We start from the raw sequence: 19,715 nt of genomic DNA, 5'->3' as shown, positions 1-19,715 counted from the left end.
GTCACCTCCGGGAAGGGCTCCGCCGCAGGTCAGGGCGGGGATGGTAACCGGCTGCGGCGATTGACGGGCGGCTTTGGCCAAGATGCCCGCGGCGGTGGGAGGCCGGTGGGACCGTCGTGACGGAGAACTCGCCCCGAGCCGTGAGCACCGAGGCGGCCTCCGCCGTATGGGAGGTCGGTCCGGCATGTTCGTGCGCCCGTCGCTCATGAGGAGGATGCCCTCGATGGCGTTCCGTGGTCCCAAGGTCTGGCTGTGGCGCTGGCGGCGCAATCCGCTCAGACGCCGCGCCGACGTCCTCGAGGCGTGGGTCGTGCTCGGTGCCTGGCTGCTCACCGTGGTGGCCGGGGTGCTCGCCGGTCTGGGGGTGTGCCGGGCCGTGGAGCATCAGATGGCGCGGGAGCGCGTCGAATGGCGGCCTGTCGTGGCCCATCTGTCCCAACGGGCTCCTGGCACGGCCGACCCGGGCACGTCGAGCGGCGAACGGGTGTGGGGCGAGGTGGCATGGATCGGGGCCGACGGTTCCGCCCACACGGGGCAGGTCCGCGTCGACCCCGGGAGCACCCAGGGCACCGCGGTCACCGTCTGGACCGACGCCCGGGGCCGTCTGATGACCCAGCCCGCCACCGAGGGCCAGGCCGAGATCCGGGGAGCCATGATCGGCGGCCTGGTCGGCATCAGCACCGCGGCCGTCCCCTTCGTCGGCGGCCGGGTCCTGCGCGGCCGCATGGAACGCCGCCGCCTCGAACGGTGGGACACGGACTGGGCGCACTTCGGACCGCTGTGGGGCGGCAGGCGGGCCGACGGGAGGTAGCCCCGGCGGGCTGGCCTCTCGCTCTCGGCGCGGGGGCCGCCCCCGGCCTCCTACCCGGCCCCCAGCACTTCCCCGCAAGCCCGCACCAACCGTTCGTCGTCCAGCACGTCACGGCTGCCGTGCCCACCGGACGGCGATGCCAGATGACGTCTTCGGGCGGCCAGTTCGGCACGCACGAGATCGTGCAGGGGCGCTCCGGCAGGCCCCAGGGCGGCGAGGCAGGCGGTGATCGTGCGACGCGCCGACGGGTGCTCCCTCCAGGCGGTCCGCAGGACCGGCGCGGACAGCTCCGCGTCCCCGCAGACCCGCCACACCGCGCACGCGGCGGACACCCGCTCCCACGGATCCTCGGCCCGAACCATCCGCCGCAGCTCCGGCAGTGCCCCACGGGCCTCGGCCCCGATGCGCGCCAGCGCCGCCGCGGCCGCCCGTCGCCGAGGTCTCCCGTCGCTCAACTCGGCGGTCAGCGTGGGCAGTACGGCCGACGTGTCCCCTTCCACGGACCACAGCGCGCCCGCGGCGAGTGCCGCGTACTCCGTCTCCAGCAGTTCCCGCAGCACGGGTGCCACCACGGGGGCCGCCTCCCGCCCTAACGTGGCGAGAGCGCCGACGGCGGATTCCAGCACGGCGTCCCGCGACGGCAGCCCCACCGGCACGCCCCGCAGCAGCCGCAGCACCTCGGGTACGGCCTCCGCGTCGCCCAGAGCGGTGAGCGCCGACAACAGCGGTACGGCCCGCTCGAAGGTCTCGGCGGCTCCGGGCAGGACCTCGCCCAGCCGACGGCGCAGTGCGGGCGCGAGCGGGGCCGCCGTGGGGCCCAGGTGGCCGATCACCCGGCCCAGGTCGTCGGGTACGACCGGACCGGCGAGCACCTCCGCGAGCACCGGTGCGGCTCGTGGATCGCCGCTCCGGGCAAGGGCCTTGAGCGGTCCGCCCAGCGCCGGCCCCCCGCGCTCCCGGTGTCGGACCCACAGGTCGGGCCGGGACGTCACCAGGGCGGCAAGGTCGTCGGCGGCGGGAGCGGCCAGGTCGAACAGGTCCCCCAGGACGCACACTGCGGCGTCCCGCAACCTGCCCTCCTCGGACGCCAGCTGAGCACCGATCAGGGCGACGGGCTCGGCCCAGTCGGCGCGCCACTCGCGGAACAGGCCCGCCGACATCCATACGGCGTTGCACCGGTCGAGGGCGTCCGGACTGGTCAACTGCCCTTTCAGCAGGGCGGTTCGCTCGTCGAGCCGGGCGCCGAGAGCGCGGTGCAGGGTCCGCAGCAACTGTGAGCCCTCTTCGTCCGAGGGCCGCAGCCGACGCAGCCGACGGGCGAGGGTGTCGGAGTGGGGGCAGCCGACGGCGTCGCGTCCGGCGGACCGCCGCGCGGAGCGTTCTCTGAGCAGCCCGACGGCGACGGCCACCAGGTCCGGCGGGAGCCGGTCGGGGGCGCAGCCGGCGAGCTGGCCGAGGGCGGCGAGGCGCAGCCCGGGGTCGTGCGGCGCGCTGCTCTGTGCCGTCAGCAACTCCAGCGCCCCGGCCGCGTGCCCGGGATGCCGCCGTACGAAGTGCCCCAGGCTCTCGGTGAGGGCGTGCAGGACCCGGTCGTCCCGCTCCAGCGCGCAGCGTTCCCGCAGCAGGGCCAGCACGCGGGCCGGTTCGTCCAGGAAACGCACCAGGGCCTCCGGGGCGGCCCGGCGGACGGAGGGGTCGGCGTCCCCCGCCAGCCGGACGAACACCTCGGCGCCGGCGCGCACTCCCACCCGGGCGCGCGGATGGAGACCCGACTCGTCGAGATCCTCCCGGCTCGCGCTCTCCGCCCCGATGCTGACGAGGAGTTCGACGATGCCGGCCCGGTCCGCGATCTCCCCGCTCGCCACGAGCGCGAGCAGAAACGGAACGCAGGCCAGGGTCGAGTCGTACACGTCTCCCTGGTGGTGCACGGCGCCGTACAACCCGTCCAGGGCGGTCTCCCGCTCGGCCCGGTCCGCGGAGGCGAGCCCCCGCAGCAGCCCGGGCACATCCTCCGCACTGCCGTACGCATGTCGCAGCGAGGCCCAGTCGACCTCGTCGATCCCCGTGAACACGTTGTCCTCCCCAGGCGAAGTACCAACTGACCGGAGTCTGCACCACGGGACCGACAACCAAGCGGAATCAGTGTGTGACGGTGAGCGATCCGGACAGGGAGGTGGTGCGGTTCTCGCCAGGGGGGCCTGGAACGGCCTCAGTCGTCGCCGGGCAGTGCCCTTCCGAGGACCGCGTCCACGTCCGCGGAGTCCGGCAGCGTGCCGAAGGCGTGCCCCCAGTCGCCGCCGAGCCGGGTGGCGCAGAAGGCGTCGGCGACCGCGGGCGGGGCGTGCCGGACGAGGAGCGAGGCCTGAAGTGTCAGGGCCATGTGCTCCACCAGCCGGCGCGCACTCGTCTCGGACGCCGTGGCCAGCAGGTCCTTCAGCCGGGCGACGGACCCGTCCAGACGGGCGTCCGCCCCCTGCGCCAGGGCGAGTTCGCCGAACAGTGCCTGAGCGGTGTCCGGCTCCCGGCGCAACGCCCGCAGCACGTCGAGGGCGTTGACGTTCCCGGACCCCTCCCAGATGGACAACAGGGGCGCCTCCCGGTAGTGCCGGGGCATGCCCGAGTCCTCCACGTAGCCGTTGCCACCGAGGCACTCCAGGGCCTCCGCGGTGAAGGCCGGGCCCCGCTTGGTGACCCAGTACTTGCCGACCGCGGTGGCGATACGGCGGAACGCCTGCTCCCCGGTGTCCCCGCGCACGGCCCGGTCGGCGGCGCCCGCCAGTCGCAGCGTGAGCGTGGTGGCGGCCTCGGACTCCAGCGCGAGGTCGGCCAGGACGTTGCGCATCAGCGGCTGGTCGATCAGCCGGGCGCCGAACGCGCTGCGGTGGCGGGCGTGGTGTCCCGCCTCGACGAGCGTCCTGCGCATCAGGGTCGCCGACATCATCACGCAGTCCAGCCGCGTGCAGTTGACCATCTCGATGATCGTCTTGACGCCCTGCCCCTCGGGGCCGACCAGCCAGGCGACGGTGGCGTCGAACTCGGGCTCGGAGGAGGCGTTCGACCGGTTGCCGAGCTTGTCCTTGAGGCGCTGGATGCGGAAGGTGTTGCGGCTGCCGTCCGGCAGGATCCGCGGCACGAGGAAGCACGACAGTCCGCCGGGTGCCTGCGCCAGCACCAGGAAGACGTCGCACATCGGCGCCGACGTGAACCACTTGTGGCCGCGCAGGGTGTACACCCCGGGCTCCGCGGTGGGTGTGGCCGTCGTGGTGTTCGTGCGGACGTCGGAGCCGCCCTGCTTCTCGGTCATCCCCATGCCCGCGAGCAGGCCCGGCTTCTCGGTCGGCACCCTGAGCTCAGGCTCGTACTCCCGGCCGGTCAGCAGGGGCTCGTAGACCTTGGCCAGCTCCGGCTCCTTGCGCAGCGCCGGGATCGCCGCGTACGTCATCGAGGTGGGGCAGCCGTGGCCCGCGTCCGTGTGGCCCCACACCAGGCCGCCCGCCGTACGGGCGACATGGGCGCCGCCGCGGTCCTCCGACCAGGGCGTGCCGGCCAGTCCCTCGGCGACGGCGGTCCGCATCAGGTGGTGCCAACTCGGATGGAAGTCGACCTCGTCGACCCGGTTGCCGTACCGGTCGTGGGTGCGCAGCACCGGCTCGTGCCGGTTGGCCAGATCCGCCCACTCCTGCGCCTCGGCACTGCCGGCCCGCAGACCCAGGCGCCGGATGCCCTCCTCGGCCCAGTCGGCGCCCTCGCGGCGCAGCCCCTCCAGCAGGACGGGGTCGTCGGAGGCGTCGTACGGGGCCAGGGGAGGGGGCTGGTTGGTGACGGCGTGGGTGGCGGACTGTTCCGGCGCGGGGAGGGAGGCCATGGAGTCCATGTTGCACTTATTCTGCGGACGTAGCAATAGTGCAACACGACGTACAGTGACTGCCCATGCGGAGGAACGTGTCGGTGCAGCCCGGTGAGGTCGACCTGCGGCCGTTGTCCGCGCGGTCCGTCGTGCTGAGCCTGCTCCTGGGCGCCCATCCGCCGGAGATGCCGGTGAAGGACCTGATCCGCGCGGTGGAGCCGTTCGGGGTCGGCGGCTCCACGCTGCGTGCCGCGCTCAGCCGCATGGTGAGCGCCGGCGACCTGCGACGCGCCGACACCGTCTACGGCCTGAGCGAGCGGCTGCTCGCCCGTCAGCGCCGCCAGGACGACGCCGTGCACCCCTCCACGCGCGCGTGGAACGGCGACTGGGAGACGGTCGTGATCACGACGACCGGCCGCGGTCCCGCGGAACGTGCCGAACTGCGCGCGGGGCTGACCGCTCTCCGGCTCGCCGAACTCCGGGAGGGCGTCTGGATGCGCCCCGCCAATCTGCTGCGGCCTCTCCCGGACGGCCTCGACGCGGTCGCCCTGCGCTGCACCACCCGCCCCGAACGCCCGGCGTCCGAGCTCGCCGCCGCGCTGTGGCCCCTCGACGCCTGGGCGGCCGACTCCCGGGCGCTGCTCGCCCATGTCGCCCGCGCGGAGCGGCCCGCGGACCGGCTCACCGGCTTCGCGGCGGTCGTACGCCGGCTGCTGACCGACCCGGTGCTGCCGCCCGAGCTCCTGCCGCCCGACTGGCCGGGCGCCGAACTGCGCTCCGCCTACGCGGCCTACCAGCGGGAGCTGGCGGACACGGTCCCGCAGGACCACCTGCGCCCATGACACGGCGGCCGTGCGAAGCGCCGTGCGGGGACGCTTCGTACGGCCGCCTTCACCGCCGGGCGGCTACCTGTAGGTGATGTCGGAGCTCGCGTACTTGCAGTACGTACTGTCGGGTCCCGAGCCGTTCGTGGTCGGCTCCTTGCCCGTGTTGTTCCCGATGTACTTCTGGCACGGGACGATCTTCTTGCCCGAGTCGCCCACGATCGTGATCTTCTTCAGGGTCGCGCTGTCGCCGTAGTTGGTGTTGATGCCGACCAGCTTGTTCCCCGAGTAGGTCGCCTCGATGGTGTTGAGGTTGATCGTCCGCTTGTACTGCGTCGAGCAGTTGCCGCAGGAGCGGACGAAGGTCCCGAAGTTCTGCACCGCGAAGTTCGAGATGTTGAGCGTCCCGGCGCCGTTGAACTGGAACACCTTGTCGCTGGCCGACCGGGCGCCACCGCCGGAGACGGTGTACACGTTCGACGACGAGGAGCCGCGGAAGGTCGCCGCGTCCTCGCCGACGTCCTCCCACCACACGTTCTGGAGCGTGCAGCTGCCCGCGCAGTGGATGCCGTCGGCGGCGGGGGCGCCGATGATGACGTTCTTCAGGACGGTGCCGGCGGCCAGGTTCAGGATCGGCCCCTGGTCCTCGTCCTGGCTGCCGCTGCCCAGGTCGCCCGTGCCGTACAGGCGCTTCATCCCGTAGTCCTTGGTGCCGGACAGCTGGATGGTCGAGGAGACCGCCTGGCTGCCGTTCGCGCTCGGCCAGGTGGCGGCACTCGCCGTCGGCGCATTGAGTGTCATGATCATGCCAACCGAGAGGCCGAGTGCGGCCGTGGCGCCCGTCAGTGCGCGGATACGCGCGCGTGGGCGTGCCGAAGAAGTCATGTCCCGAATCCTTCTTCCTGTGGGGGTGGACGGGTTGGGGGTGGACAGGTTGGGGGTGGTCAGAGCTTTCCGGCGCCCGCGCCGCCCGTCACCGAGGCGACGACGGAGGAGGCGGGCTCGGCGGTGTAGCTGTACGGAGCGCTGGTGAAGGTGCCGACCCTGGAGACCTCGGTGGCGGCTCCGCCGAGGTCGTTGCCGCGCAGGTTGGCGTATCCGTCGACGTCACTGCTCCGGTTCGTGGTGACACCGACTCCGGTGGCGCGGAAGACGTTGTTCTCCACGAGCATCTGGGCGCCCATGCGCGAGTGCACCGCGGTCTCGGCGCCGACGACGTAGTTGTCGTAGAAGTGCCCGGTGCCGAAGCGCAGGCTGGGAATGCGCGAGTTGACGTTGTTGAACCAGTTGTGGTGGTACGTCACCTTCAGATGGCCGGTGTCCTCGCCGGCGTTGTTGTCGCTGTGGCCGACGAGCGAGCCCTTGAAGTGGTCCTTGAAGGTGTTCCAGGACACCGTGACGTTGTCCGAGGCGTGGTTGATGTCCAGCAGGCCGTCGTAGTAGTCCTTGTCGTGATCGCGGTCCGCCGAGAAGGAGTTGTGGTCGATCCACACCTTCGTCGAGGCCTGCACCTCGATGCCGTCGGCGGGCGCCAGGGGCTTGCTGATGTTGAGGTTGCGGACCACGACGTTCGTGACCTTCTTCAGTCGCAGCCCGCCGCCGGTGAACCCGGACGACGAACCGACGCCCAGCACCGTGGTGTTGGAGCCGACGTCGACCGTGCCGCTCAGCGAGATCAGGCCGTTGACCTTGACGACCTTGACCGCGCTGCCGGTGACGGCCGTCCTGAAGGCGCTCAGCGTGGAGACGGTGACCGCGGAAGCGCTGCCGCCGCCGGTCGTTCCGGCGCCGAAACCGATGGGGGAGGTCTCGGCGGCCCCGGCCGACTGCGGGACGGCCAGGACGGCCACCGTCGCGAGCGCGGCCGCACCGGCGGCCAGAGCGGATCTTTGCGCGTGTGTACGTGGGGGGCGAGTACGCATGCGGGTGCGTCCCTTCGTGGTGCCTGCCTGGTGCTCGGTTGGACATGTACGTGAAAGATGTTCGTCATGTTGAACGCTGTACGCAGGGCAGTGCCGCAATGTGCGACCGCTGTGGGGAGGGCCGGTCACATCGCTGAACGGAACGTAGAGGGTAAGCGCTTTCTGGTCAACGCTTTGCGCAGAAGACATTCGGCCGGGCAGGTGGGGGAGGTGGAGGCGGGCGCGAGCGAATTCTTTCGACGTGTGGGAGCGCTTCCACGGTGGCCATGTGCATGCCACCATGCTCGTCCTGGGGGCACGTGCGGCCGTGGAGGGCGGGGCCGGCAGTTCGCCCCGCTGACCGGACCGGCGGTGCGCCCCGCTGACCCGGACCGACTCATCGTGCTGGTCCTCCCGAAAAGCCGATCCTCCCGAAAGAGCTGATCCTTCCGAAAGAGAGGGGCAAGGACGTGTCCATCACCCCCAGGAGACCGCTGCGTTCGGTACTGCTGGCCCTGCTGTCGTTACTCGCGGCGGCGCTCGTGGCCGCCCCCACCGCAACGGCCCGCACCGAGGCCGCTCCCACGGCGACCCTCACCGAGATCACCGGCTTCGGTACGAACCCCAGCAATCTCCAGATGTACCTGTACGTGCCGGCCAACGTCACCGCGCACCCCGCCGTCGTCGTGGCCGTGCACTACTGCACCGGCTCCGGACCGGCCATGTACAACGGCACCGAGTGGGCCCAACTGGCCGACACCTACGGCTTCGTGGTGGTCTACCCCTCGGTCACCCGCGCCAGCAAGTGCTTCGACGTGTCCTCGCCGCAGGCGCTGAGGCGGGGCGGCGGCAGCGACCCCGTCGGCATCAAGTCGATGATCGACTGGACGGTGAACACCTACTCCGCCGACACCACCAGGATCTACGCCACCGGCATCTCCTCCGGCGCGATGATGACGAACGTCCTGCTCGGGGACTACCCGGACGTGTTCGCGGCGGGCGCGGCCTTCTCGGGCGTCCCGTTCGGCTGCTTCGCCACGACGGACGGCTCGGAGTGGAACAGCGCGTGCTCGGGCGGCACGGTCACCCGCACCCCGCAGGAGTGGGGCAACCTCGTCCGCGCGGCCTACCCCGGCTACACCGGCACCCGGCCCCGCATGCAGGTGTGGCACGGCACCGAGGACGACGTGCTGCGCTACCCCAACTTCGGGGAGGAGATCAAACAGTGGACGAACGTCCTCGGCGTCAGCCAGACGCCCGCCGCCACGGACACCCCCGTGTCCGGCTGGACCCGCACCCGCTACGGCGCCACCGGTGACCGGGCCCCCGTCGAGGCGATCAGCCTCCAGGGAGTCGGCCACAACCTCTACAGCTGGGGCATGGCCGACCGCGCACTGACCTTCTTCGGCCTCAAGGGCGACGGCCCCGCGCCCCAACCCCAGCCCGGCGCCTGCAAGGTGACGGCCACGACGAACGCCTGGAGCACCGGCCTCACCGCATCGCTGACCATCACCAACACGGGCTCGACCGCGATCAACGGCTGGCAGCTGGCCTTCACCCTCCCCACCGGTCAGACCATCACCAACGGCTGGGGCGCCACGTACAGCCCGCCCTCCGGATCGGTGACGGCGACGAACGCGACGTACAACGGCACGATCGCACCGAACGCGAGCGTGTCCGTCGGGTATCAGGCGAACCACAGCGGCAACAGCGCGGTGCCGAGTGGGTTCAAGCTCAACGGGACGTCCTGCACGACGGGTTGACGGCTCGACGGGTGATCGCCCGACGGCTTGATCGCTCGACGGTCGCCAGGGCTCCACCGGCGGGATGTTCCGGCGCACGGCGCGGAACTCCCGCCGGACGGCGGCCGGGAGCGCGGCGGCCCACCCGGGCGTGACCGGCGTCAGACCGACCGGTGGTATTGGTCCGGCACATGCACGTCCCCGCCCAGTTCCCGCGCCGCATGCCGTGCCCAGGACGGGTTCCGCAGCAGCTCGCGGCCCAGCAGGACCGCGTCCGCCTCGCCGTTGGACAGGATCTTCTCGGCCTGTCCGGGGTCGGTGATGAGGCCGACCGCGGCGACCGGGAGGGCGGTCTCCGCCTTGACGCGGGCGGCGAAGGGGACCTGGTAACCGGGGCTTACCGGGATGCGGACGCCGGAGGCGTTGCCGCCGGTGGAGACGTCCAGGAGGTCGATGCCGTGGGCCCGGAGGTCGTGGGCGAAGCGGACGGTGTCGTCCGGGGTCCACCCGCCCTCCTCCAGCCAGTCGGTCGCCGAGATGCGGAAGAAGAGGGGCTTGTCGTCGGGCCAGACCTCGCGCACCGCGTCGACGACCTCCAGGGCGAAGCGCGTGCGGTTCTCGTACGAGCCGCCGTACTCGTCGGTGCGGTTGCTGTGCGGGGAGAGGAAGTTGGCGATCAGATAGCCGTGGGCGCCGTGGATCTCGGCGACTTCGAAGCCGGCGGCGAGCGCGCGGCGGGCCGCGTCCGCGAACTGCGCGACGACCTCGGCGATCTGAGCGACCGTCAGCTCGGTCGGCACCGTGTGGTCCTCGTCGTGGGCCACCGCGCTCGGGCCCAGCGGCTGCCAGCCCAGCGCGTCCGACGGGGCGAGCGGCGCGCCGCCCTTCCACGGTCGGTCGGTGGAGGCCTTGCGGCCCGCGTGAGCGAGCTGGATTCCCGGGACCGTGCCCTGGGAGACCAGGAAGCGCGTGATGCGGCGGAACGCCTCGACCTGGGTGTCGTTCCAGATGCCGAGGTCGTAGGGGGTGATGCGGCCCTCGGGGCTGACGCCGGTGGCCTCGACGATGATCAGGCCCGTGCCGCCGGCCGCGCGTGCCGCGTAGTGCGCGAAGTGCCAGTCGTTCGGGGCGCCGATCCCGGGGCCGTCCGGAGCGGCCGAGTACTGGCACATCGGCGGCATCCACACCCGGTTCGGGATCGTCACGTCGCGGAGGGTGCGGGGCTCGAAGAGTGCGCTCACGGCGGGCTCCATTCGTCACGGGACCGTTGGCGGTCGGCTCGTACGATAGGCATCGTAGTACGTCGAGTGTCAAACTACGAAAGGTCTCGTACAATGAGGCCGTCCAGGGGTCGGTCGCCCGGTCCGTGGGCCCCGGCAAGCCTGGAGAAGTGGAGCCCGCCGTGACCTCCCCCGCCGTCAGCACTCGTGCCCTCCCGCACCCGGAGCGCGGCGAGATCCGGCTGGAGGGCGTCCTGCACGCCCTCTCCGACCCGATGCGCCTCCGGATCGTGCGAGAACTCGCCGCGGCGGGCGCCGAGCTCTCCTGCTCGCACTTCGATCTGCCCGTCACCAAGTCGACGACCACCCACCACTTCCGGGTGCTGCGCGAGAGCGGTGTGATCCGGCAGATCTACCAGGGCACGGCCAAGATGAACGGGCTGCGCCGGGAGGCCCTAGAGGATCTCTTCCCGGGGCTTCTCGACGCCCTTCTCGCCGCCGCCGCCCGCCAGGCCGACCGGCTCGGGAGCGGCTGAAGCGGCTTTCGCGGGCAGGTGGTTGAAGAGCAGGTTCAGGGCGATGGCCGTCAGGCAGCCCGCGCTGATCCCGCTGTTCATCACCGTCTGGAACCAGTCGGGGAACTTCTCGTAGATCGTCGGCACCCCGACCGGCAGCACCCCCATGGCCACCGACACGGCCACCACCGTCAGATTGTGGTTGCCCCTGAAGTCCACCTGGGCGAGGGTCCGCAGGCCGCTCGCCGCGACGGTCCCGAACATCACCAGGCCCGCCCCGCCGAGCACCGGCGCCGGTATCGCCGCGACCACCGCTCCCAGCTTGGGCAGCAGTCCGAGCAGGACCAGGATGCCGCCGGCCGTGGCGACGACCCAGCGGCTGCGCACCCTGGTCATGCCGACCAGGCCCACGTTCTGGGCGTACGCCGTGTACGGGAAGGTGTTGAAGACGCCGCCGAGCACGGTCGACAGCCCGTCGGCGCGCAGGCCGTCGGAGAGGGAGCGCGGCTCGACCGCCCGGTCCGTCATCTCGCCGACCGCGATCAGGTCACCGGTCGTCTCGGTCATCGTCACCAGCGCCACGACCAGCATCGACACGATCGCCGAGAACTCGAAGGTCGGTGCCCCGAAGTGGAACGGCGTGCTGATCCCGACCCAGTCCGCGTCCCCGACCCCGCCGAAGTCCGTGAACCCGAAGGGGACGGCCACCGTCAGGCCCACCGCGATGCCGATCAGTACCGCGATCCGGCTCAGGAACGCGGGCGCGAACCGCTGCACCCCCAGCACCACCGCCAGGACGAAGACGGCCAGCGCGATGTTCTTCGGTGCGCCGAAGTCGGCCGAACCGACCCCGCCCGCCGCCCAGTTGCCCGCGACCGGGAGCAGGGAGATGCCGATGATCAGGATCACCGTGCCCGTGACCAGCGGCGGGAAGAAGCGCAGCAGCCTGCCGAAGACCGGTGCGAGCAGCATGATCGCGAGGCCCGCGACGATGACCGAGCCGTAGATCGCCGGGAGCCCGCCGCCCGTCGTGCCGATCAGGACCATCGGGGACACGGCCGCGAAGGTGCAGCCCTGCATGATCGGCAGGCGTACGCCGAAGCGCCAGAAGCCGACGCACTGGATGAGGGTGGCGATACCGCACACCAGGAGGTCGGCCGTGATGAGATACGCGAGGTCCGCCGGTGACAGCTTCATCGCGCTGCCGACGATCAGGGGGACGGCCACCGCACCGGCGTACATCGCGAGGACGTGCTGGAGGCCGAGGGCGGCGAGTTGGCGTACCGGGGGGACTTCGTCGACAGGGTGCTTGGTCATGGGAGGACCGTAAGCTCCTTGCACAGTTTGTTGATTTCGGCCGGGTTGCCGGTTCGTTGCCCGGTGCGGGTCCGCCGTGGCCGGCCGCACGGTTCCGCAGGCTAGGAGCCGCGAGCGGCGTCCAGAAGGGACTGCCAGTCGGGGAGTTTCACCGTGCCCCGGCCCAGTGACGCGCCGAGCTCCGCCTCCGCCCGCTCGATCGCGCACCAGCCCGTCCACTCCACCGCCTCGACACCGTACGCCCGCAGCGCGTCCAGCGGGTCTCCGCGCAGTTCTCCGTGCACGAGCACGGGAGCGTCCTCGAGCAGGGAGGTCACCGTCTCCTTGGCGTCCGGGCGGTTGGTGCCGATGACGCCGGTCGGGCCGCGCTTGATCCAGCCGGCCACGTACTGTCCGGGGACGGCCGAACCGTCCTGCACGACACGGCCGCCGACGTTGGGCACGGTCCCGCTCTCCGCGTCGAAGGGCAACCCCTCCACCGGCATGCCCCGGTAGCCCACCGAGCGCAGCACCAACTGCGCCTCGATCTCCTCGAACTCACCGGTGCCGCGCACCCCGCCGCGCCCGTCCGGCACCGTCCGCTCGAAGCGGACCGCGCCCACCCGGCCGCCGTCGGCGAGGACCTCGACGGGACGCAGGAAGAAGCGCAACGCGATCCTGCGGGTGGACGGTCGTGACTGCGCGGCCGCCCAGCCGCGCAGCACCTCCACGTTCCGGCGCTGCGGTGCCGACAGGGGAGAAGGGTCGAGGTAAGCCGGGTCCAGCGCCAGTTCCTCGGCGCTCACGTCCACTTCGGTGTCCGGGAGCGAACCCAGCTCGCGCAGCTCCTTGGTGGTGAAGCGGGCCTGGGAAGGGCCGCGCCGACCCACCATGTGGACCTCCCTCACCCGGCTGGCCGCCAGCGCGGTCAGTGCCGGATGCGGGATGTCGGTCGGGCTGAGTTCCGTCGTCCCGCGCGCGAGCATCCGCGCCACGTCGACCGCGACGTTCCCGACGCCGATGACCACCGCCGACCGCGCCCCGGCCACGAAGCCGTCGGCCGCGGAGTCGGGGTGCGCGCTGTACCAGGACACGAACTCCGTCGCCGACCAGCTGCCCGGCAGATCCTCGCCCGGGATCCCGAGATGCCGGTCGGTCGCGGCGCCCACGCAGTACACGACGGCGTGGTACAGCTCGCGCAGCCGAGCGGCCGGCACCCCGCCGGGGCCGATCCCGACCCCGCCGAGAAACCGCACCCGCTCGTGCTCCAGGATCGCCCGCAGGTTGTTCTGGAGCGATTTGATCTTCTCGTGGTCCGGTGCCACGCCGTAGCGCACCAGACCGTAGGGACAGGGCAGCCGGTCCAGGACGTCGACGAGCACGTCGGGATCCTGCTGTACGAGGCTCTGGGCGGTGTAGCACCCGCTCGGCCCGGAGCCGACGACGGCGACACGCATGCCTCCAGGATCGCACCGCCGCCGCTCCGCTGACAGGGTGCTGCGCGTGGCATACGCACGCGTGTCCGTTCGTATGGAATGTGATCATGCGGTTACGTTGCGTATGTGCTAGAAGCATCCTTTCTTAATCTTTCTGATCGTTGTCCGACGGACGGCAGCGTGTCCGTGTGGCCCGCGTGGGAAGTGCGGGAGGAGGACGGCGCGACGGCCTGGTGCCACGTCCGGCTGGCCTTCCCCGACGGTGCCCGGGTCGACGCGCTCGCCGTGGTGTCCGAAGGGGGCGTCTGCCTGGAGGACGTACGGGCGATGCCCGCCCTGTCCCTCGACGACCTGGGTGTCCTCGCGGACTGGATCGAGGAGCCGCTCTTCGAGGCGTGCGGAGTGGAACCCGCGACGGGGGCTGAAGCAGGGGCGGGCGCCTCGCGTCGGGCTCGCCCGGCCTGGCCGCGCGGCATGGAGGGACGGTGGCAGGTGGCGCAGGAGTATCGGGCCGCCCAGGGGGACGGCGTCGACCCGGTCCTCGCCGTGATGTGCGCGACCGGGCACAGCCGCCGCAAGTCGCTCCGGCTCATCTCCCAGGCGCGTGACGCGGGCTTCCTGACGCCACGTCACGCACGGCGCTGAAGCGACCGGTTCCCGCACGCGGTTCAGAGCATGTTCCGCATCCGGTTGATCTCGCTCGTCTGCTGGGCCACCACGTCGTCCGCCATCTCCTCGATCCGGACGTTGTTGCCCTGCCCCTTCACGTCCGTCGCCATGGTGATCGCCCCCTCGTGGTGAGTGATCATCAGGGTGAGGAAGAGCTCGTCGAAGGCCTTTCCCTTCGCCGCGCGCAGCTTCTTCAGCTGTGCCTCGGTCGCCATGCCCGGCATCGCGGCGTGCGTGTGGTCCTTGCTCTTCTCGGACTGGCCGTAGTCCTTCAGCCAGGCCCGCATCGCGGCGATCTCCGGTCCCTGGGCGGCCGAGATCCGTTCGGCGAGCGCCTTGAGTTTCGCCGACTCGGCGCGTGACGGGGCCAGTTCGGTCAGTTCCAGGGCCTGGGCGTGGTGCGTGATCATCATCCGGGCGTACGAGACGTCCGCCGAGTTGGGCGTGTCGTCGTCGGCCCGCTGCTCCTCGGCGTCCTGTGCGGACAGCGTGCGGTTCGCCTCGCCCGGTTTGCCCGGCACCAGCACCGAAGGCCCGGTCGCCGAGGCCGACTTCGGGTCCGCCTCGGATTCGCAGCCGGCGAGGGCCAGGGCTGCGAGAGCGACCAGGGCCGCTGTCATCAGGGGCGCGCGGCGGAAAAGCACAGGGGTCACCCGTGGTCCCTTCATTGCGAGTTCGTTGCCCTCTGTTGATCTGTGCATGATGAAGACGATACTGCGGTGACGCGTGAACCGTTCCACATGAACGGCACAGGGAGGAAAACAGTGATCCTGTTGAGAGAGTCCCGAACCCGGCACAGACGACTGGGAGTTGCCGCGGCCGCCGCGGGTCTCCTGGCCGCGCTGCTGACCGCCGGTCCGGCCGTCGCGACCCCCGATCCCGGGGACGGTCCGGCCACGGGCAAGGGCGTGTCGAAGAGCACCGAGGCCGAGGTGAAGGCGGCGATCGCCGACGGCGAGATACCCGGCCAGGACGAGATCGTCCACTCCGACAACATCGAGCACCTCGTCAACATCCCCAAGGACGCCCTGCCCGGCACCAATTCGGACCTGGCCTTCCAGGGCCGGTACGCCTTCTCCGGCAACTACGACGGCTTCCGCATCTTCGACATCAGCAACCCGAAGGCCCCGAAGACGGTCGCCCAGGTGCTCTGCCCGGGCTCGCAGAACGACATCTCCGTCTCCGGCAACCTGCTGTTCCTGTCCACCGACTCCTCGCGCAGCGACAGCAGTTGCAGCAGCACCACCCAGCCCGCGACCGAGAAGTCGTCGTGGGAGGGCATGAAGGTCTTCGACATCAGCGACAAGCGGAACCCGAAGTACGTCGCCGCCGTCGAGACCGCCTGCGGCTCGCACACCCACACGCTGGTGCCCGAGCGCAGGAACGTCTACATCTACGTCTCCTCGTACTCCCCGAACGCCGCCTACCCCGACTGCCAGCCGCCGCACGACGGCATCTCGGTCATCAAGGTGCCGCGCAACGCCCCCGAGAAGGCGGCGGTCGTCGGCTTCCCGGTGCTCTTCCCGGGCGAGGGCCCCGACGGCGGCGGCAACCCCGGCGGACCCACCAACCCCGGCGTCTCCAAGACCACCGGCTGCCACGACATCACGGTGCTCCCGGACAAGGACCTGGCGGCGGGCGCCTGCATGGGTGACGGCATCCTGTTCTCCATCAAGGACCCGGAGAACCCGAAGGTCATCGACCGGGTGCAGGACAACGTGAACTTCGCGTTCTGGCACTCGGCGACCTTCAACCAGAAGGCGAACAAGGTCGTCTTCACCGACGAGCTGGGCGGTGGCGGTGCGGCCACCTGCAACGCGGAGATCGGCCCGAACCGCGGTGCGGACGGCATCTACGACATCGTCGGCAAGGGGGACAAGCGCAAGCTGGTCTTCCGCAGCTACTTCAAGATCCCCCGCTACCAGGCGGACGTCGAGGTGTGCGTGGCCCACAACGGCTCGCTGATCCCGGTCAAGGGCAAGGACATCATGGTCCAGGCCTGGTACCAGGGCGGTGTCTCCGTCTGGGACTTCACCAACTCCTCGAAGCCCAAGGAGATCGGCTACTTCGAGCGCGGCCCGGTGACCACCGAGCGGCTGACCACCGCCGGCCCCTGGTCGGCGTACTACTACAACGGCTACATCTACTCGAACGACATCGCCAAGGGCTTCGACGTCCTGAAGCTCAGCGACAAGCGGACGGATCCCGCCAAGAAGGTGCGGATCGGAGAGCTCAACGTCCAGACGCAGCCGGACTACTTCGACTGATCCTCGGACTCCCGGCCCGTCTCGAAGAACCGCGACAGATCGGTGTCGCACGTCCCGCCGGGTGCCTCGGCGCCCGGCGGGACGCCCTGCTCCCAGTCGAGCCGGTAGCGCGTGAACAGCTCGGCGCGCAGGATCGTGACCGGCATCGGCACGTTGGGCACCACCATCGCGTAGACCGCGCCCATGAGCTGCGAACGCAGCATGGGGTAGTCGGTCTCGACCGTCTGGGAACCGTGCCGCTCCATCGTGTCCCGCAGCAGTTCGGCGAGGCGCTGCTGCTCGGGGCACTCCACGAAACCGTCGGTGTCCAGCAGGCCCGCCATGTGCTGGCGCATGAGCACGGTCCGGTCCCGGGCCAGGCCCAGGATCGCGTCGATGGCCCGCGCCATCCGCTCCCGGCCGTCCTCGGTGCGCGGCTCGCGTTCCAGCGCCTCCTGCAGGGTGCGGTGCATGAGCCGGTGCACGGCCGACTGCACCAGCTGACGCTTCCCGGGGAAGTAGTACGACACCAGACCGCGCGCCGAACCGGCCCGGTCCGCGATGTCGCCGAGGGTCGTGGCCTCGTAGCCGCGCTCGGAGACGAGTTCGATGGCCGCCTGCAGGAGCCGCTCCCGGGAACGGCGGCGCAACTCTTCATTGACCGAGGCGCTGCGCGGGGACATGCTGTAACTCCTGCGTTGACTGGCTATCAGCCAACTATACTCAGTGCGTCCGGACCGGCCCGCGAAAGGCCTGGTCAGGACTGCCGCCTGCTCTGGGCGACGCGGGGGATCGTCCAGGGTGGGCGAGCATACGCTCCGATGGTGTCCTCAGGCGACCTTCCAGCGGGGTGACCACCCCGTTTTCGGACACCTTTTTCTGTGTCGGTTCAGGCGTCGGCCCGGGGGCTCAGTCCACCAGGCCGAGTACCGGCCGCAACGCGTCGGGACGCTGTGCCGCCGGCAGATGGTCCACGAAGTGCACCGCGCAGCCCAGGGCTGCCGCGCCGCCGTCCGCCCGCCGGTCGTCGCCGACCATCAGGACGTCCCCCGGCTCACTGCCGAGCGCCGTGCAGGCGGTCTTGAACAGACGGGGGTCCGGCTTCTGGATGCCGTGCTCGTACGACAGCACATACACGTCGACGTACGGATCGAGCCCGTGCGCGCGGAAGACCGGGCGCAGGTCCCAGCCGATGTTGCTCACCACGCCCACCCTGATCCCCCGCTCGCGCAGTGCGTGCAGCACCTCGGCGGCGTCGGGGTACGGCTCCCAGGCGTCGGGGAGCATGTGCCGGTCGTACAGGGCGTCGTGCAGGGCGGGATCCGGCAGCGGGACGAGTCGGGAGAGACCGGTGTACGCGGCCCGGTGCAGCTCCGCGCTCTCGTCCCGGACTCCCCACACGGCGGCGAGTTCCTCCGGCATCGACACCCGGGGCGCCACCCCACCGGGCAACGCCCCCACGCTCTCCAGCTCCCGCACGGCCCGCGTCAACTCGGCCTCGGTCAGGGCGAGTCCGGCTTCGTCCAGGACGGCACGCAGCCAGGACTCGGTGGATTCGATGCGGAAGAGGGTTCCCGAGAAGTCGAACAGAACGGCAGCCATACGAAGATCCTACGGGCCGCTGTTCCGGTCGACGGGGAGCCCGGTTGGCGGGGGCGGGGTGAAGCCCACCTCACCGGCGGCCGGAAGCGCATCCCCCGCGGCCGGAAGTGCATCTCACCGGCGGCCGCCACGTCCGCGCAGGCCACGTGCTCGCTCCCGCGGGACGCCACGCGCCCGTCCGGCCAGGTGCCGAGCTCGGCGGCGGACGCGATGGTCCGGCCCCGCGCCGTCCCGCCGTCCCGCCGTCCCGCCGTCCCGTCGAGCGGAGCCCGGCCGGGACCGTCGTTCACGGCCGGTAGCGCTGGTGGACCGCCATCGCCAGGGTCACGAGCATCGCGCCCAGGAGCCAGCCGCCGAGGACGTCGGAGGGCCAGTGGACGCCCAGCCAGATGCGGGTCAGGCCGACGCCCACGACAGAGACCACGGCGAGGGTCAGAGCCGAGAACCACAGGGTGCGGCCGACGCCGTAGTGGTGGAGCAGCCACAGGAGGAGACCGCAGACGACCGTCGCCGTCAGGGCGTGTCCCGACGGGTAGGCCGCGAAGTGGGCCGTGTCCACGGGGTCGGGCCACACAGGGCGTTCGCGGCCGACCGCTGCCTTCATGACCTGCTGAACCAGTGTGCCCACTGCACATGTGGCCACCAGCCATGCGGCGGTCCAGCGGGCATTGCGCCGCCACACCAGCCAGATCGCCGCGGCCGCGGCCAGCAGGCGCATCGCCCAGGGGTCCCAGACCCAGTCCGTGAGGATGCGGAAGGCGTGGGTGAGTCCCGGCTCGTCGACCGCCCAGCGGTGCGTGGTGTCGGCGATGTCGCCGTCCACGGTGAGCAGTGGCCGCCACTCGACCACGACCAGGACGAGCAGCAGGAGCGAGCACAGGGCGAGGGCACCGGTCGCGCGGGCGGCGGTCCGGTGCTCCGGCGGACGGGGCGGGGAGTCGACGGACGGCGAGTGCATACTGCGATCCTCGCCGACCGGTGTGCCTTGAGGCGAATTCCGGTGCGGGCGGTGGATCGCCGCACCCGGCAGCCACGCAGTGAGACGCGAGCGGCGGGGGCGTGCGTCGCCCGCCTCAGAGCGTCAGCAGCATGGCCACCATCGCGATGCCCATCGACAGGCGGCAGGCGCGCGCCAGTTCGGGGCGGTCGCCCCAGCCGACGGTGCCGCCGCCGGCGGTCACCGGTATCAGGCGGGCGCCTGCCAGCAGGACGTATCCCGCGAAGTAGAGCAGGAGGACGCCCGTCACCGCGGGGACCCCGGCACCGCCGTGGTGGCCGGGGGAGGACGCCATCACCACCGCCATGTAGACCATGGCCCCCGCGCCCACCAGGTGGTGCAGATGATGGGTGCTCGTGCGCGCAGCCCACAGCGCGTGCAGCGCGGCCCCGGCGAACACGGCCGAGTAGAGCGGCCAGGCCCATGGCGGAGGTGTGAACACGGCGGCCGGTACGGCCATCGCGGCCATCCCGAAGCCCATCAGCGCCTCGCCGCCCGCGGTCCGGCGCTGCTCCTCGACGCTGCTGCGCATCCGCAGCAGGCAGTACGCCCCGGTCGCCGCGCAGAGCGCCACCAGCAGCCAGCCGGGCGAAGCCGGTCCGTGCACGC

Annotated in this window: 18 protein-coding genes; 6 read left to right on the top strand and 12 right to left on the bottom strand. The window is 71.3% G+C overall.

The features are described 5' to 3' along the window. The first annotated feature begins 223 nt into the window (after positions 1-223). Positions 224-811: a hypothetical protein gene (locus IOD14_RS27560; RefSeq protein ID WP_123987505.1), complete on the top strand. Its 588-nt coding sequence runs from the start codon at positions 224-226 to the stop codon at positions 809-811. 50 nt (positions 812-861) lie between these two features. Here the strand turns inward: IOD14_RS27560 and IOD14_RS27555 are convergent, their stop codons facing one another. After that, positions 862-2,883 carry a HEAT repeat domain-containing protein gene (locus tag IOD14_RS27555; protein WP_212671829.1) on the bottom strand — a complete coding sequence of 674 codons (2,022 nt, stop codon included), beginning with the start codon at positions 2,881-2,883 and terminating at the stop codon, positions 862-864. Positions 2,884-3,020: 137 nt separating this feature from the next. Beyond that, positions 3,021-4,676 carry an acyl-CoA dehydrogenase family protein gene (locus IOD14_RS27550; RefSeq protein WP_212671828.1) on the bottom strand — a complete coding sequence of 552 codons (1,656 nt, stop codon included), beginning with the start codon at positions 4,674-4,676 and terminating at the stop codon, positions 3,021-3,023. A 65-nt stretch (positions 4,677-4,741) separates the two neighbouring features. Here IOD14_RS27550 and IOD14_RS27545 point away from each other — a divergent pair, with 65 nt between their 5' ends. Further along, positions 4,742-5,500, top strand: coding sequence for a PaaX family transcriptional regulator C-terminal domain-containing protein (locus IOD14_RS27545; protein WP_212671827.1), 759 nt, complete (start codon positions 4,742-4,744; stop codon positions 5,498-5,500). Positions 5,501-5,563: 63 nt separating this feature from the next. Here the strand turns inward: IOD14_RS27545 and IOD14_RS27540 are convergent, their stop codons facing one another. Continuing rightward, positions 5,564-6,367: a pectate lyase gene (locus IOD14_RS27540; protein WP_212671826.1), complete on the bottom strand. Its 804-nt coding sequence runs from the start codon at positions 6,365-6,367 to the stop codon at positions 5,564-5,566. Positions 6,368-6,426: 59 nt separating this feature from the next. After that, a complete protein-coding gene (locus IOD14_RS27535; RefSeq protein ID WP_212671825.1) occupies positions 6,427-7,404 on the bottom strand; it encodes a polysaccharide lyase family 1 protein in 978 nt (325 codons plus the stop codon). Positions 7,405-7,853: 449 nt separating this feature from the next. On the opposite strand from IOD14_RS27535, the gene IOD14_RS27530 reads away from it, so the two are divergent. After that, positions 7,854-9,146, top strand: a complete 1,293-nt coding sequence (locus IOD14_RS27530; protein WP_249126085.1) for a PHB depolymerase family esterase — start codon at positions 7,854-7,856, stop codon at positions 9,144-9,146. A gap of 140 nt (positions 9,147-9,286) precedes the next feature. Here the strand turns inward: IOD14_RS27530 and IOD14_RS27525 are convergent, their stop codons facing one another. After that, complete coding sequence (locus tag IOD14_RS27525; protein WP_212671824.1) at positions 9,287-10,366, bottom strand: NADH:flavin oxidoreductase/NADH oxidase; 1,080 nt, start codon at positions 10,364-10,366, stop codon at positions 9,287-9,289. Positions 10,367-10,527: 161 nt separating this feature from the next. On the opposite strand from IOD14_RS27525, the gene IOD14_RS27520 reads away from it, so the two are divergent. Continuing rightward, a complete protein-coding gene (locus IOD14_RS27520) occupies positions 10,528-10,881 on the top strand; it encodes a helix-turn-helix domain-containing protein (protein ID WP_212671823.1) in 354 nt (117 codons plus the stop codon). On the opposite strand, the gene IOD14_RS27515 is transcribed toward IOD14_RS27520, so the two are convergent. Together IOD14_RS27515 and IOD14_RS27510 are read right to left on the bottom strand one after the other, a co-directional pair. Then, complete coding sequence (locus IOD14_RS27515; protein ID WP_212671822.1) at positions 10,801-12,177, bottom strand: nucleobase:cation symporter-2 family protein; 1,377 nt, start codon at positions 12,175-12,177, stop codon at positions 10,801-10,803. The two genes, IOD14_RS27520 and IOD14_RS27515, sit on opposite strands and share 81 nt — an antisense overlap. A 101-nt stretch (positions 12,178-12,278) precedes the next feature. Continuing rightward, on the bottom strand, positions 12,279-13,613 hold the full coding sequence (locus tag IOD14_RS27510; protein ID WP_212671821.1) for an FAD-dependent oxidoreductase: 1,335 nt from the start codon (positions 13,611-13,613) through the stop codon (positions 12,279-12,281). A gap of 159 nt (positions 13,614-13,772) precedes the next feature. Between IOD14_RS27510 and IOD14_RS27505 the strand changes: the two genes are divergently transcribed. Beyond that, entirely contained in the window at positions 13,773-14,237 is a 465-nt protein-coding gene (locus IOD14_RS27505; protein WP_212671820.1) for a DUF6214 family protein, read from the top strand. A 23-nt stretch (positions 14,238-14,260) separates the two neighbouring features. On the opposite strand, the gene IOD14_RS27500 is transcribed toward IOD14_RS27505, so the two are convergent. After that, positions 14,261-14,929 carry a DUF305 domain-containing protein gene (locus IOD14_RS27500; protein ID WP_212673409.1) on the bottom strand — a complete coding sequence of 223 codons (669 nt, stop codon included), beginning with the start codon at positions 14,927-14,929 and terminating at the stop codon, positions 14,261-14,263. A 96-nt stretch (positions 14,930-15,025) separates the two neighbouring features. Between IOD14_RS27500 and IOD14_RS27495 the strand changes: the two genes are divergently transcribed. Continuing rightward, entirely contained in the window at positions 15,026-16,528 is a 1,503-nt protein-coding gene (locus IOD14_RS27495; RefSeq protein ID WP_123987494.1) for a hypothetical protein, read from the top strand. On the opposite strand, the gene IOD14_RS27490 is transcribed toward IOD14_RS27495, so the two are convergent. From IOD14_RS27490 to IOD14_RS27475, 4 genes are all read right to left on the bottom strand, one after another. Further along, positions 16,516-17,190, bottom strand: coding sequence for a TetR/AcrR family transcriptional regulator (locus tag IOD14_RS27490; RefSeq protein WP_212671819.1), 675 nt, complete (start codon positions 17,188-17,190; stop codon positions 16,516-16,518). The genes IOD14_RS27495 and IOD14_RS27490 overlap by 13 nt on opposite strands. A 226-nt stretch (positions 17,191-17,416) precedes the next feature. Further along, a complete protein-coding gene (locus tag IOD14_RS27485; protein ID WP_212671818.1) occupies positions 17,417-18,109 on the bottom strand; it encodes an HAD-IA family hydrolase in 693 nt (230 codons plus the stop codon). 286 nt (positions 18,110-18,395) lie between these two features. Continuing rightward, positions 18,396-19,067: a phosphatase PAP2 family protein gene (locus tag IOD14_RS27480; RefSeq protein WP_212671817.1), complete on the bottom strand. Its 672-nt coding sequence runs from the start codon at positions 19,065-19,067 to the stop codon at positions 18,396-18,398. A 115-nt stretch (positions 19,068-19,182) separates the two neighbouring features. Further along, complete coding sequence (locus tag IOD14_RS27475) at positions 19,183-19,713, bottom strand: DUF5134 domain-containing protein (RefSeq protein WP_212671816.1); 531 nt, start codon at positions 19,711-19,713, stop codon at positions 19,183-19,185. Between the last annotated feature and the right edge of the window lie 2 nt (positions 19,714-19,715).

The organism is Streptomyces sp. A2-16, from assembly GCF_018128905.1.
In the GTDB taxonomy this organism is placed as follows: domain Bacteria; phylum Actinomycetota; class Actinomycetes; order Streptomycetales; family Streptomycetaceae; genus Streptomyces.
Note: the sequence above shows the minus strand (reverse complement) of the source record. Positions and strands in the feature narration are given on the sequence as shown.